Annotated in this window: 7 protein-coding genes; 2 read left to right on the top strand and 5 right to left on the bottom strand. The window is 64.8% G+C overall.

Annotated elements, in window-relative coordinates; genetic code table 11:
- Window positions 1-33 precede the first annotated feature (33 nt).
- Window positions 34-2,127: a RelA/SpoT family protein gene (locus SPYCW_RS17215; protein WP_120217845.1), complete on the top strand. Its 2,094-nt coding sequence runs from the start codon at window positions 34-36 to the stop codon at window positions 2,125-2,127.
- A gap of 244 nt (window positions 2,128-2,371) precedes the next feature.
- On the opposite strand, the gene SPYCW_RS17210 is transcribed toward SPYCW_RS17215, so the two are convergent.
- Genes SPYCW_RS17210 through gdhA form a run of 5 tightly spaced genes read right to left on the bottom strand, consistent with a single transcriptional unit; the run spans window position 2,372 to window position 13,480 of the window.
- On the bottom strand, window positions 2,372-6,694 hold the full coding sequence (locus tag SPYCW_RS17210) for a hypothetical protein (protein ID WP_120218384.1): 4,323 nt from the start codon (window positions 6,692-6,694) through the stop codon (window positions 2,372-2,374).
- 7 nt (window positions 6,695-6,701) lie between these two features.
- Window positions 6,702-8,633 carry a hypothetical protein gene (locus SPYCW_RS17205; RefSeq protein ID WP_232014756.1) on the bottom strand — a complete coding sequence of 644 codons (1,932 nt, stop codon included), beginning with the start codon at window positions 8,631-8,633 and terminating at the stop codon, window positions 6,702-6,704.
- A gap of 3 nt (window positions 8,634-8,636) precedes the next feature.
- Complete coding sequence (locus tag SPYCW_RS17200) at window positions 8,637-10,619, bottom strand: heme-binding protein (protein WP_120217844.1); 1,983 nt, start codon at window positions 10,617-10,619, stop codon at window positions 8,637-8,639.
- Between the two features lie 4 nt (window positions 10,620-10,623).
- Window positions 10,624-12,072 carry a multiheme c-type cytochrome gene (locus SPYCW_RS17195; RefSeq protein WP_120217843.1) on the bottom strand — a complete coding sequence of 483 codons (1,449 nt, stop codon included), beginning with the start codon at window positions 12,070-12,072 and terminating at the stop codon, window positions 10,624-10,626.
- Between the two features lie 52 nt (window positions 12,073-12,124).
- Window positions 12,125-13,480 carry an NADP-specific glutamate dehydrogenase gene (gene gdhA, locus SPYCW_RS17190; RefSeq protein WP_120217842.1) on the bottom strand — a complete coding sequence of 452 codons (1,356 nt, stop codon included), beginning with the start codon at window positions 13,478-13,480 and terminating at the stop codon, window positions 12,125-12,127.
- Window positions 13,481-13,638: 158 nt separating this feature from the next.
- Between gdhA and SPYCW_RS17185 the strand changes: the two genes are divergently transcribed.
- Window positions 13,639-14,589, top strand: coding sequence for a tetratricopeptide repeat protein (locus SPYCW_RS17185; RefSeq protein ID WP_232014755.1), 951 nt, complete (start codon window positions 13,639-13,641; stop codon window positions 14,587-14,589).
- The last annotated feature ends 80 nt before the right edge of the window (window positions 14,590-14,669 follow it).

The raw sequence follows: 14,669 nt of genomic DNA, 5'->3' as shown, positions 1-14,669 counted from the left end.
GCAATTGCGCCGACATGAACGACATTGAACGTAATGCTGAGGCAGTATGAACTTGTCGAGCGCGTGCGCGCTTATGATCCCGACGTCGACGAGGCGCTGCTCAACCGCGCCTATGTCTTCACCGTCCAGAAGCACGGCAGCCAGAAGCGCGCCTCGGGCGACCCCTATTTCAGCCATCCGGTCGAGGTGGCGGGGATTTTGACCGACCTCCATCTCGACAGCGAGACGATCGTCACCGCGCTGCTCCACGACACGCTCGAAGACACGCTGACCACGCCCGAAGAGATCGAGCGACTGTTCGGCGCCGACGTTGGACGGCTGGTCGATGGGGTGACCAAGCTCAGCAAGATCGAGGCGCAGACCGAGAATGAGCGCGCCGCCGAAAATCTGCGCAAATTCCTGCTCGCGATGTCCGACGACATCCGCGTGCTGCTCGTCAAGCTGGCCGACCGGCTGCACAATATGCGGACGCTGCATTTCATCAAAAACCCCGACAAGCGTCGCCGCATCGCCAAGGAGACGATGGATATCTATGCCCCGCTCGCCGAGCGGATCGGCATGTATGAATATATGCGCGAAATGCAGCTGCTTGCCTTTCGCGAGCTCGAACCCGAAGCCTATGCGACGATCACCGGGCGGCTCGCCAAGCTGACCGCCGGCGGCAAGGACAAGGTTGCCGAGATCAGCCGCGAGTTCAAGGAACTGCTGGCGAAAAGCGGCATCGAGGCCGAAGTATCGGGCCGCGAAAAGCACCCCTATTCGATCTGGCGCAAGATGCAGGAACGCCACGTCAGTTTCGAACAGGTGACCGACATCATCGCGTTCCGGATCATCACCCCGACCGACGCCGATTGTTACGCCGCGCTTGGCCTGCTCCACCGCAAATGGAAAATGGTCCCCGGGCGGTTCAAGGACTATATCTCGACCCCGAAACGCAACGGCTATAAGTCGCTGCACACGACGATCATGCACCAACAGAATATGCGGATCGAAATCCAGATCCGCAGCCTCGGCATGCACCAGCAATCCGAATTCGGGCTCGCTGCGCATTGGGCGTACAAGCAGGGCGGCAGCACGCCCGACGGCCAGGCCGGGTGGATTCGCGACCTGATCGAAATCCTCGAGCAGACGCATGATCCCGAGGAGTTCCTCGAGAACACCCGCATCGCGATGTATCAGGACCGCATCTTTGCCTTCACGCCAAAGGGCAGCCTGCACCAGCTGCCCAAGGGCGCCACCCCGGTCGATTTCGCCTACGCCGTCCACACGGGCCTTGGCGACCGCACCGTCGGCGCCAAGGTCAACGGGCGGTTGGTGCCGCTGCGCACCCAGCTCAACAACGGCGATACGGTCGAAATCCTGTCGTCGGACAAGCAGACGCCGCAACCCGCGTGGCTCGGCTTTGCGGTCACCGGCAAGGCGCGCGCGGCGATCCGCCGCCATGTGCGGTCAAAGGAAAAGGTCGAGCTCGCGGCGCTCGGCCGCAAGATGTACGACGAAATCGTCGCGCGCCTGCCCAACAAGGTCGGCGACAAGGCGCGTGCCGCGGCGCTGACCCGGCTCAAGCTAGACAGCGACGCTGCGCTGTATGTTGCGATCGCCAAGCAGCGGCTGACCGACAATATGGTGCTCGAAGCGCTGGTCCCCGGCATCACCGCCGAGATGAAAGCAAAGCCCGGCAAGCTGGCGCAAGGCGCCGCGGTGTCGATCGCGGGGCTGCCCCCCGGCGTCGCCTATCAGCTCGCCGATTGCTGCCACCCGGTGCCCGGCGACCGCATCGTCGGGCTGGCGCGGCCCGACGAGGGAATCGAGGTCCATGTCATCGACTGCCCCAGCCTCGCCGACGGCGTCGACGCCGACTGGATCGACCTCCGCTGGCAGGAAGACAGTGAAGGCGGCAATGCGCGGCTGTGCATCGTCATTTTGAACGAACCCGGGACGCTCGCCGAAATGTCAGGCATCCTCGCCGCCAATTCGGCGAACATCACAAATTTGCGGCTGTCGAACCGCGAGGGCGGTTTCCACACCTATGACGTTGTCGTCGAAGTGCGCGACGTGCAGCATGTGATGCGGATATTGTCGGCGCTGCGCGCGTCGGACACGGTGGTGCAGGCGGAGCGCCTTTAGCTGCGGTGGTGACGTCAGCTTTGGGGTGGGGAGCGGTCACAAGCTCCTCTCCCCTTGTGGGAGAGGATAGCGCAGCTTGCTCCGTCAGGAGCTAGCGAAGCTTGGTGAGGGGACGGACGCCAGCACGCGCAAACCCCCTCTCAACTGCGGCTAGGCAGCAAAGCTGCCAAGCCTTCGTATCTCTCCCACAAGGGGAGAGAGGAAATGACGTACGTCCACTTCCGGTCGTTACCTGTCCTTGTCGTCAGTTCGGATAGGCTAGTGGCGGTCGCCACGCGCCCTGATCGACCTCGTCGCGGACCTTGTACACCAGCCCCTTGCTGTTCAGGAACAGCTTCTCCATTTCGGGCCGAGTGAACGGCCGCGAGCCGAGGCGGCCGAACACCGCCATCTGGCCGCCGGTCTCGTCGACCCCGCGGTCGCGGTCGAGCCCTTTCGACAGCGCGAGCGCGGGTGACGGCGTCTTGGCCCAAGCGATCAGTTCGGGGGTCGGCTTGGGCGAGAAGCCATAGAGCCCGGGATTGTCGGGGCTGGTCAGCTGGATCACCTTGATCCCGCCGCGCCCGTCGGCGACATAGCCGAACAGCGAGGCGTTGGTCGATGCGACGATGACGTCCTCGGCGTCGGTCATGCTGCCGCCAAAGGTCAGGCCCGGCCAGACGATCGGCGCCGCAGGGCGCGTGACATCGACGATCACGAGGCCGTCCGCCTTTGCCGCGACATACATATAGGTGCGCGCGAGGTAGATTTTGCGCGCATTAGCGAGGCGCACCGTCCCTTCGGGCACCGCAACCGGCTGCGCCAGGTTGGTGACGTCGAACAGCTTCACCCCTTCGGCGTCGGTGACCCAGAGGTAACGGAACTGCACCGCCGACGCGCGCGCATCGGTCAGCGGCAGCTGCGCGGTGACCTTGGGTGCGAGCGGCGCCGTCAGGTCGAGCACGACGAGCCCAGCGTCGGTGGTGATATAGGCGATGCTGCCCGCCAGCGTCACATGCCGCGCGCCCGCCAGCACATTGCCCTCGTTCCAGGTCAGCGCGCGCTTGAACTTGTTGTTGCGGAACTCTCCATCGGCCAGCGTATCGACGTCGACCAGCACCAGCCCCTCGACGCTGTCGGTGATGACGGCGTAGCGATAGATGTCGTGCATCACCTGTTCGTGGTTTTCAGGGAAGTCGCGGACGATCGCCTCGTTGCGGCTGACGCTGATCGGCTGGGTCGTCGCCAGCGCCATGCAGGTCGCGTTTTTGGTTTTTACATGCGTGTCGTGGCCGAGCGCCGAGAAGGGGGCGCGGACGATGCGTTCGGAGAAGCCCTTGTTGCCGATCGAGGCGACGTCATAGACGCGAAAGCCGCCCTTGCCCTCCGCCACGAACATATATTCGCCGCGCTGTTGCAGGCAGTTCACGCGCCCGCTGGTCCCCTGGACGATATTGGCGAACTCCTCGAGCGCCTGCGTCTCGCCCGACCCTTTTTTGTCGAAGGTCTTGCCGCGCACCCAGTTCTTGAGCTCGCGACCGTTCTGGTCGACGTGGAGGCGCCAGTAATCGGGGTAGCTATATTTGTGCAGATAGCTGCCGATCACCGCCTGCGGTTCGTCCCATTCGGTGACGCGCGTCGCCTGGAAACCATCCTCCATCCCCGACCAGACGTTGAGGCCGACGAAGTTCACGAAGTTGGTACCGAGCAGCATCAGCTGCGACATGATCGCATTGTTGTCGTCATTCGCCGAGACATGGCAGTCGCTGCACTGCTTGGTTTCCTGGCGGCGCACCGTGTGCGGGAAATGCGGCGCAAAGGCTTGGCTCGAATAGCCCGCCGACGAGATCGGCGGCTGCTGCACATAGATGCGCTCGCGGTTGATGTTCGTCGACGACAGGATCAGCGCCGAGGTCGAGCGGACCGGGGTGATGATGCCGCGCACCTCGCCGTTCGGGCCGGGTTCGCCGGGCTTGGTGAGCTGGTGGCGACCGAGCTGGAACATTTCGTCGCGCGCGACCTGCGGATTGTAAGTGGCGAAGTTGCGCGTCTCCTCGCCCTCGAAATGGTGCATCTTGGTCTTCCAGTTTGCCTCGATCGGCAAATGGCACCCTCCGCAGCTCGTCGTCCACGACAGGTGACAGGTGAAGCAGGTCAGCTTGTCGTCGCCATGCGCGCGGTCTTCCTTCGAAACCCCCGGACCCCATTCATATTTGCCGTCCTCGCTACCCGCGCGCGCCATCAGCTTGGCGCGCGCTGCCTTGGCGTTGAAATGCGGCCCCGGGGTCACCGCCTGCTTGACCAGGCTGACCTGCCATTCGAGCTTGGGATCGACGATCGACCGCTGGATCAGGCCGATGACCTCGGCATCGTCATTATACTGGAACTCGAAGCGCCGCCGCCCGTCGGGATTGCGGAGCAGCGCGAGATTATTGCCCTGCGGCCGCGCCGCGACGTTCGAGGTCAAGAGGTTGGGGAAGGCGTCGGCGGTGCCGTGGCAATCCTTGCAGCTGATCTCGACCGCGTTCGCCACCTCGCCCTGGATATAGCCATTGCCGTGGCTGTCCTGCGCAAAGTGGCAGTCGGCGCATTGCATGCCCTTTTCGGCGTGGATGTCCATCATATGGACCGCTTTGCCGGGGTTGATGCCGGGCGCGACGAACTTGCCCTCGACACCGGGCCTCTCGGGATCGGCGCTCGACAGGCAGAGGTCGCGATCCTTGAGATCTGTGTAATGGCTACAGCTTTTGCGCCATTTTTCGGGATCCTTAGGATCGATGATGTTCGCAGTGTCGGTGCCATAGGTCGACATATTGCCGTCGGCGTTCAGCAGATTGCCGTTGCGATCGCGTTTGAAGATGCCGCGGAAATTCCAGCCATGGCCATGATAGTCGGCGAACTGGGTGTCCTTGTTGGTGTCGTTGACGTCATAGACGTCGCGCAGGAATTCGACATCGGCCCACAGTCCGCGTGTCGCCGCGCCTTCGGGGTTACGTTCGAGCACCTTGTGCGCCTCGGCGGCGGTCGGATAGCGCTGTTGCTTGTATTTCTTCTGATAGTCTTCGTCGCTCATCCCCGGAGGGCGCGGCGCGCTATTGTCGGGGCCGGGCCACAGCTGTGGCGCGTCCGATTCATAATCCCACATCGTGTAGCCGAGGTACGAGTTCAGGAAGATGTTCGGCTGGTGCATGTGGCACGTCATGCACTGCGACGTCGGGATCGCGCGGGTAAAGGCGTGGCTGATCGGGTGCCCCGATTCGCGGCGCGGGCGCGGTTCGTGTTGCGGCGCGCCGGGCGTCGCCGCGGCGGGGTCGATCAAGCCGCCATGGCCGGTGCCGCCGACAAAACCGTCGTCGGGGGCCATATGCGCCGCGTCCGAATGCCCGCCCCCCGCGGGCTTCTTGCTCCCGTCGTAACCGCTGCCGGTCCATAGTTTCTCGCGGATCGTCGGGTCGATGGTGTCAGTCTCACCGTCGCGGCCATATTTGGCGTAGGTCAGGCTGTGGCGCGGCTCGCGGTCGTTGGCATAGACGACGTGGCAGCCCGAACAGCCCGAATGGCGATAGTCGCCCGGCTGGTCGTTGGTGCCCATGAACCACATCAGCGGATCGTTGAGGCGCGTCTTGTGGATGTTGAGCACGGGGATCGCGACGCGCAGCCCGGTGCCGGGTCCGCGGTTCGATTGCTTGAGGTCGGGGCGGCCGGGCTCCTCCAGCCGCTGGATGCTGCCGGTCGGATTGGGCAGGCCGATTTCGGGGAATTGCGTGTTGATGTTGCGTCCGCCGCGTTCGAAGACGCGGAACACGTCGCCCGGCGGGATGACGCTCCAACGCGGCAGCGGGTACATTTTCGCCAGCGCGCCGCGCTTTTTCTCTTCGTCGGTCAAAATCTTGTCGAAGCCGAAGCTTGGCTTGCACGCCTCGGCATATTCCTCTTTCGTCAGCCGCGACGAGGGCGAAAGGATGCACGCGGGCTTGCCGTCACGTGTATAAGCCTCACCGAACACATAATTTTTATATGGCACGATGCCGTTGTTGTACGCCGCCCCGCCCCACAGCATCGCCGAGGTCGACATCAGCGATCGTTCGGTCGCCTCGATCACCTCAAGGTGGCACGCGCCGCACGCCTCGCGCGCGACGCGATAGTCGCTAGGGTTCACGAAGCGGATGAATTCGGGCGATTCCTTGTTGAGCAGGGTGTAGCTGCGCACCGGGTTCGCCGAGCTGTCGTGCCAGGCGCCGGGCAGCGTCGGCTGCGGATGCGCGAGCGCCATCACCGCCTTGTTCGTCGGATGTTTATAGCCGAGCGAGGGGGTGCCGACCTGGCTCGCGTCGCCGCCGTGGCAGTCGGTGCAGCCGAGCCGAACCGCGGGGGTCGCGTGCATCGACGGCTGGTCGGTGCGCGTGTGACAGCTGTAGCACCCCTCCGACTTGGCGGCGACATCGGCCTCGCTCTGTTCGCGCGGCGCGGGCGGGGTGAAGCGATAGGTGATCTTGAGCGGCTTCTCCTCCTCGGCGGCGCGCGTGACGCTGACGCCAAAGGCCGCGCACATCGCGGCGAAGGCCAACAGGGCAAAGAGTTTGCGCATCAGCATCTCAAAAACTCAAAATCACATTGGCGAGGATCGACACATAGGCATCGTTCTTCTGCTTGTTGTCGAACAGGTCCTTGAACCCCTTGCCCGGCAGCAGCACCGCGCCGCTGAGGCGGCCGACGATGTTCTGCGTCGCTTTCGGCCGCCAGATCGTCGCCACCGACAGGTCGAAACCGATGTCCTTGGGGATCGAGCCTTCCATGCGCAGCGCCTGCAAGGAGGAAGTGTTTTCGAACCACAGATGATTGGCGTTGGCACTGACGCGAAATTCGGGGGTCAGGTCCAGATCAGCGCCGACCCCGACAAACACCGTGCCGGGATTGTTAAAGTTCGACTGCCCTTCCTCTTTCGACGAGCGCAGCGAATTCAAAATGCCGTTGCGCCCATTGATCGAAATGACGCGTCCGCCGCCCGCAAAGGGAATCGTCTGGCGGATCCAGTAGCTGGTGTCGGCGCCGCCGAAGATCGGATTCTCGAAGATCGCGTCGAAGCCGCCTTCGGTGTCGTTATAGGGGTCGCCGTCGCCGGTGGCGTAAAGGCCGGAGAGGCGAAAGCGCAGCCAGTCGACATCATAGCTGAGTTCGACCGCGCCAAACCCGGCGCGGATCTGCGCCGGTTTGCTGGTGAAGAAGCTGTTCCGGTCTTCGCCCAGCGCGGCATAGAAGCTGGCGGTCAGGTTGATCCGCCCGATCCGCCCGTCGGCGCTGTAGCCCAGATAAACGACATCATATTCGCGCCCGCGCAGGTCGCCGAGCAGCGCCGGACGCACCGGGAAGCCGTTGTGGTCGATCTGCACATCATTCTTTTCGCGGTTCATATTGTACGTCACGCTGACCTGGCTGGTCAGCCCGACGAACGGGAAATCCTGGCGATAAAGATTGGCGGTCAGGATGAAATCGTCGCGCGGGGTCTGGGTGATGTCGTTGAGCCCCGAATTGGTATCCTTTTCGAGCCGCCAGAAGGCCGCGAAATTATACTGGAAGCGGTTGTTGTCGCGATTGCCGAAGAAACGCAGTCCGAGCTGGCTGTCGTTGAACAGGAAGCCGCGAAAATCGCTCTGGAACGGCTGGATGCCGAGCCGCACCGAGTAAAAATCATAACGGTCCGACGTGTTGCCGAGATGTTTGTCGACGAACAATTCCTGCACGCCGAGGAAGCTGTCGTAACGATGGCTCGGCTTCGACGGGCGCACGTCGAGCACGCGCCGTTCGGGGACGTCGACATAATTGGCCTGGTAGGCCAGCGTGACGCGATATTCGATGTCGGGTGGCTTGAACGCGGTCGACCCCTTGATCAGCGCCGCGCCGACGATGAAGGTTTGCGCGAAGACAAAGCTGCGGTCCTTGCCGAACACGTCGAGGCTGCCCGGCCGTTCGGTCGTCTGGACCCCGACGGGGATCGGGAAGGTGCGTGGTTCGAACACGGTGTCGGACACTGCATTGGCGACGATGAACCAGTCGTCGCCCTTGATCGGCAGCCATGGCACCTTCGCGGGATCGATCGCGCGGTCACCCTTATAGGTGTTCTGGTGATAGGGGTCGAACCAGCGTTCCTTGACCACCCCCAGGCTTTCGATCAGGCGCCAGCGGTCGGGGACCGGCAACTGGTCCTCCATCCCCGGAAACGCCTGCGGCGGCGGCGGGCGCAGCGCACCGACATTATCCTGCGTCAACGCATCGGGCAGGTCGGGGCGATAGCCGGGGCGGCGACGCCCCTCGATGATCTGGGTGACGAGATCGTCCTTGATCATCTCTTGCCAGTCGACCGGCGGCGGCGGTGGCGTCAGTTCGTCGACAGGCTGCTCGGCGGTCGCGGTGTCCGTTGCGACTGCGGGATCGGCAGGCGTGGGCGGCGGCGTCGCGACCTCGCCGCCCGGCGCACCCTGCGCCGCGAGCGTTGCGATGATCGGCCACAGGCTGCCCCCCGTCATCATCGCCTATAGCCCGTCGCAGACATTTTGGGTCGCGCTGTCGAGGAACGGCGCGAACGGACAGCTGATATAGCGCAGCCGGACGGTGCGATTGTCGGCGAGCGTCACGACCACATTGTCCGACCGGATCGCCCTTGGCGCATTGCCGATGCCGCCGACGCGCGCGCCGCCATTATGCGCGCCGAGGAAGCTGATCATGTCATCCTGATCGATCCCGTCGCCCGACACGCCGATCGCGCCAACGAGCTGGCTGCCGCGATAGATGGGGACCGAGCCGGGGAAAATCTGGATGCCGTTCTGCAGCCGGTTCTGCCCCGCCGCGACGTCGGGCAAAGTGGTGCAGCGTGCCGGGGTGTCGGTCGCGCTGGCGCCCGAAACAAAACCCAGATGCGCGCCGAGATTACCGATGATGAGCGCCGATTGCAGCCCGGTCGAGAAGGGATTGAACTGCGCGATCGGGCGCGACAGCGGACCCTGCGGCCGTCCGACTTCGCCGTCGGGAAAATAGGGGCGCGACAGGTTGCCATTGGCACGGTCGGAAAAGGCGATCGTCCCGGTGAGCGCCGCCGAATTGTTCAGAAAGCTGCGCGTCGCGGGGACGAACTGGCGGATGTCGGCGCTGGCATTGGCGCCAAGCTCATTCCCCGCCTGCGCGCCCGAGAAGAAGGCGGCGGTGCGTGCCTTCTGCAAGCTGACGTCGGTGCCAAAGATCGGCGCATCGGGCGAGCGCACGATGCCGAGCACCGCACCGTGCGTATCGACGATGCTGATCGTCACCTGCGCGCGGCTGTCGAGCGGGCGGCGGATCTGGGCGCGGGCGCGGCTCATCACCGCAAAGGCTTCTTCGAGCACCGCGCGCGCCTCGGCCTGCGTCAGCGGCGCGCTGTTGGTCGCGCCGTCGGTCCCGGCGCGCAGCGGATAGCGGTTCGTACCGCTGCCGTTGGTCAGTACAAAGGCGTCGCGGTTCGAAAACTCGGCCGCCGTTGCGGCTCGGATGCCCGACGCTTCGCTGCCATAAGCGATGCCGGCGGTGACCGCGGCATTGGCATAGCCGATCACCGCGACCAGATTGCCCGCGCTGCCGTTGAGGCTGGCGAAGCTGGCGCCGCCGCTGGTCATCACCCCGGCAAAGGTCGCGTCGGAAAAGCGCAGCGATGTCCCATCGACGGTGATCTTGTCGGCGGTGATCGTCGTCGGTGCTTCGAATCCGCGCGTTCCTGCCAGCGCGATGAACTCCTCGGGGTCGTTGTCGATGTCGAGGATGTTGGGGTCGCTGCCGTAGACGCCGTCGCCCATCACGCCGATGCCGCCGACCAATACGCCATTTTTGTAAAGCGGCAGCCCGCCTGGATCGGCGGCGAGGCCGAGCGGGGAGCGTTTGGGGCCGATCAGCGCCGCGCCCCCCGCCGCGCCAAAGCGCGCCGACAGGTCGCTGCACGGCAGCTGGCTGAACTGCACCCCGAACAGCGGGCCGCTCTCCAGCCCGACGGTGGTCGGCGCGGGCGGGAAATGTTCCTGAACGATCTGGCTCGCGGTGCGGGTCGAAAAGGCGTTGCCGCCGCTTGACAGATAGGCGCCGGTCACCGCCTTGGCGATCGCGCCGCCCTCGGCAGGAAAGGTGACGTTTTGCGCGTCGATGTTCACACCATTGGGCGCAGCCGACGTCGTCGCGGTGGCTCGCGCGCCGGTCATGCGGAAGACGCCGAGGACATTGCCGACGCGGTCGGTCACCGCGATCACCGACGGCAGATTACGCGCCTGCGCTTCGGCGATCGCCTGCGCCATTACGCGTTCGACATCGGCAACGGTCAGCGCTTCGGCAGCGGGCGGCGTGTAGAAACCGCCGGTCGGGGTTGGCGTCGGCGCCGGGGTCGGGCTGGGCGTAGGCGTGCCGCCACCCCCTCCGCCGCCACCGCCGCACGATGTCAGCAGCAGCGCCGCCATCGCCGCAATCGCCGCCGAGCGGAAAAGATGCGCCTTGCCCTGCATGGCCTTACCGCAGCGCCCGGATCGCGCGCACCGCGCTGCCGAAAGATGCCTGGAATTCGGCGGGTTTATACGCGTTGGGATCCTTCACCGCGGCATAGGCGCGGTCGATGTCGCTGCGGATGCCCGCAGCTGCGCCGACGGTGACGCGCCCCGAGGATACCATCGCGTTGAGCAGCGTATCGACCCCCATCACCGCCTGCTGCGACCCCGAATAGTCGGTGAAGCGGTCGCCGATCGCTTTGGCCGAGATCGCATCAACCATGACGAAGGCGTCGGTGCCCGAAAAGCTGCGCGCGGCGAACGCGCTCTTGAGCGCCGCCACCGTCTGCGACAGCTGCGCCGCGGCGGCGACCGCGCTGGGGCGGTCGGTGGCCATCGCCTTGTGGAACGCTGCGGTGCGTGCCGCGAGCTGGTCGGCGAGCGCGGGGGCGGCCAACCGCGCGGCAGCGGCGAGCATGATCAGATTTTCGTCGTTGTACGGCGGCATCCCCTCGGGGATTTGCCGCCCCGGATTGTCGACGCCGGTGCGCACCGGCTTGGCCTGGTCGAAGATGCGGCGATGGCAGCTGTGGCAGTCGAGGAAATAGAATTCGGGGAACATCCCTTCGGTCCCGCGCCGCGACTGGAACAGCGCCAGGCTGCGCTCGATCGCGGTCGCCTGTCCCACCGCCCACATCTGGACATGGTCGGTGCGACCGGTCGCCGAACCGAATTTGCGCCAGCCATAGTCGGCATCTTCCTGATGATGCGCCTGGAGCGAGGAGAAAAGGTCGAGCTCGAAGGCGATGCGCGGATGCCCCGCCGCCATGATGCGATGGGTGACGAACTGGCCGTCGGCCGCCGACCCGAAATGGCAATCGACGCAAACTCCGGCGCGGACCACCGGATCCTCGAGCTTCTTGAGGCCCGCCGCCAGATTGGCGAGATGTTTCTGGCGCATTTCGGCGTCGGGATTGGCGCTGGTCCCGACCCCGGCATAATGGCTGGCAAGCCAGCCGCCCGCGGGACCGTGGCAGGATTCGCACCCGACCCCATCCTCGGTCGGCACGCTACCGCGCATTGCGCCCTTGGCGGCGACCGCACCTGCGGTGGCGTGACAGCCGATGCACATCTGCGCGGTGGCAGGGTCGCCGATGCCGAGGTTGCGCGCGATAAACTGGCTGCGGTTGTTGCTGAGCACCGCCCAGGCGCGGCTGTGCGCGCCGCCGGGGGTCGAGGGTTCCTGCCATTTCATCAGCTCGTCCTGGCGGACGACGGTACCGTCGCCTTCCATCCGGCCATGACAGGTCGATCCCGCGCACGAAGCGACGCCGGTGTAGCGGGCGCCGACGTCGCCTTGCGACTGCGCCGGGGGAGCGAAGGCGAACGCCGCAATCGCGAGCAGCATCAGCGCCAGAACAGCAAGCGCCGCCCAGACCCGATCGCCGCGCTCCTTTCCAGCGTGCGTCGTCATTCGCGAATACCCCTTTTCCCCCGGTCCGGCGCTTTTGCGCTCAGGACCGCAACTACACTACCCCGAAAGCCAGCATCGCGTCAGCGACTTTCTTGAAACCGGCGATATTCGCACCCTTCACATAGTCGATATAGCCGCCGCCCCGATCGCCATAGGTCAGGCAGCTTTTGTGGATGCCGTCCATGATGTCCTTGAGCATCTGTTGCAACTCGGCCTCGCTCCAGCTGCGGCGTCCGCTGTTCTGGCTCATTTCCAGCCCCGACACCGCGACCCCGCCGGCATTGGCGGCCTTGCCCGGCGCGAACATGATCTTCGCATCCTTGAACACATGCACGCCCTCAAGGTTGGTCGGCATGTTGGCGCCTTCCGACACCGCGATACAGCCGTTGGCGACCAGCGTCTTGGCATCGTCGCCAAGCAGCTCATTCTGCGTCGCGCATGGCAAGGCGACGTCGCATTTGACGCCCCACGGGGTCTTGCCCGCGGTGAAGCTCGCGCCCTTGAACTCCTCGCAATATTCCTCGATCCGGCCGCGGCGGTGCGTCTTGTGCGCCTTCACCCAGTCGATTTTCTCCTGGGTGATGCCGTCGGGGTCGTGAATGAAGCCACCCGAATCGGAGAGTGTCAGCACCTTGCCGCCCAGCTGGACGATCTTTTCGGCCGCGTGCGTCGCGACATTGCCCGAACCCGAGATGACTGCGGTCTTGCCGGTCAGATCCTGCCCCTTGGCGGCGAGCATATTGGCGAGGAAATAGACCGCGCCATAACCGGTCGCCTCGGTGCGGATGAGCGAGCCGCCCCATTCCAGCCCCTTGCCGGTGAGCACGCCGGTAAATTCGTTGGTGATCCGCTTATATTGGCCGAACATGAAGCCGATTTCGCGCCCGCCGACGCCGATGTCTCCCGCAGGAACGTCGATGTCGGCGCCGATATGGCGATAGAGTTCGGTCATGAAGCTTTGGCAAAAGCGCATGATCTCGCGCACGCTCTTGCCCTTGGGGTTGAAGTTCGACCCGCCCTTGCCGCCGCCCATCGGCAGCCCGGTCAGCGCATTTTTGAACGTCTGTTCGAACGCCAGGAATTTCAGCACCGATTCGGTGACCGACGGGTGGAACCGGATGCCCCCCTTGTACGGGCCGATGGCGTTGTTGTTCTGGACGCGCCAGCCGCGCTGGACGCGGATATTGCCGTTGTCGTCTTCCCAGCAGACGCGGAACGACACCACCCGGTCGGGCTCAGCGATCCGCCGCAAAATCTGCTGCGCGTGATATTCTTCCTTGTCGGCGATGAAATCAAAGATGTCCTCGGACACCTCCTGCACCGCCTGGACGAATTCGGGTTGCCCCGGGTTGCGTTTCTTCACGCCCTCCATGAACGTCGCAAAATCGACGTGATCCGATACTGCCATGCACCCCTCCCCTGATGACTGGGAAAGCCGGTGCGACCCCGACGATATTTTAATCGTTGACCGACCTTGTATGTCAAAGGCTACACCATCGCCAAGCAAAGGCAATATGACAGCGCGCACAGGCGGCATTTTTTCGCGCGCTGGGTAAAGGGGCAAAAATGAGCGAGACCAAGAGCATGGCCGACGACAAGCAGCGCGGCATGACCGGCACCAATCGCGTCATCCTGATCGCCGCCATCATATTGCTCGCCGCCGCGATCGGTTATGCGATCTGGCGCGATTCGGCGCCCGCCGCGATCGGCGCGGCGGCGCCAAATGCGACCGCGCCGGGCGACCAGCTCGCCGCGCTGGAGGCGCGAACGAAAAGCGATCCGAACAGCGCCGACGCCTGGACCGCACTTGGCGCGGCGCGATTCGACCTTGGCGATTTTGGCGCGTCGGCGGCGGCGTATGAAAAGGCGACGGCGCTGTCCCCCAATTCGGCGGGCCTTTGGTCGGCGCTGGGCGAGGCGCGGGTGATGGGCAGCGACAGCGATCCGATGCCCGCCGCGGCGCTCGCCGCGTTCGACAAGGCGATCGCGCTCGACGCCAAGGATCCGCGCGCGCGCTATTTCCTCGCGGTCAAAAAGGATATTGGCGGCGATCACCGCGGCGCGATCGACGACTGGTTCGCGCTGCTCGCCGACACGCCGCAGGGTGCGCCTTGGGAAGCGGACCTCCGCCGCACGATCGAACAGGTTGGCGCGATCCACAAGATCGACGTCGCGGCGCGGCTCGCCAGCACGCAGCCGCGTCCGCTGACCGCCGACGAGATGCCCGTCGCGGCGCGCGCGATTCCGGGGCCGAGCCGCGCCGACATGGAAGCGGCATCACAGCTGCCCAAGGGTCAGCAGGATGCGATGATCCAGGGCATGGTCGACGGGCTGGAGGCCAAGCTGAAAGCCAATCCGGCCGACGTTGATCGCTGGATCATGCTGATGCGCAGCCGGATGACGCTGGGCGAAAGCGCGAAAGCCGCGCAGGCGCTTAAGGACGGGATTGCGGCGAACCCGGCCGCGGCGGGGCGGCTGAAGGCGCAAGCGCAGTTGCTGGGCGTGCCGGGGGCGTAGTTTTTCACGCGGAGGCGCGGAGAATTATTTCGTCGCCCCCGCCTTCGCGGGGGCGACGGCAGATTGTCTCAGCGTGAACC

It is taken from the genome of Sphingopyxis sp. EG6 (assembly GCF_003609815.1).
Taxonomy (GTDB): Bacteria; Pseudomonadota; Alphaproteobacteria; order Sphingomonadales; family Sphingomonadaceae; genus Sphingopyxis.
Note: the sequence above shows the minus strand (reverse complement) of the source record. Positions and strands in the feature narration are given on the sequence as shown.

Coding starts and splice junctions, on each gene's coding strand:
- SPYCW_RS17195 (WP_120217843.1), bottom strand. CDS start 12,072: ATGACGACGCACGCTGGAAAGGAGCGCGGCGATCGGGTCTGGGCGGCG.
- SPYCW_RS17215 (WP_120217845.1), top strand. CDS start 34: ATGCTGAGGCAGTATGAACTTGTCGAGCGCGTGCGCGCTTATGATCCC.
- SPYCW_RS17210 (WP_120218384.1), bottom strand. CDS start 6,694: ATGCGCAAACTCTTTGCCCTGTTGGCCTTCGCCGCGATGTGCGCGGCC.
- SPYCW_RS17205 (WP_232014756.1), bottom strand. CDS start 8,633: ATGATGACGGGGGGCAGCCTGTGGCCGATCATCGCAACGCTCGCGGCG.
- SPYCW_RS17185 (WP_232014755.1), top strand. CDS start 13,639: ATGAGCGAGACCAAGAGCATGGCCGACGACAAGCAGCGCGGCATGACC.
- gdhA (WP_120217842.1), bottom strand. CDS start 13,480: ATGGCAGTATCGGATCACGTCGATTTTGCGACGTTCATGGAGGGCGTG.
- SPYCW_RS17200 (WP_120217844.1), bottom strand. CDS start 10,619: ATGCAGGGCAAGGCGCATCTTTTCCGCTCGGCGGCGATTGCGGCGATG.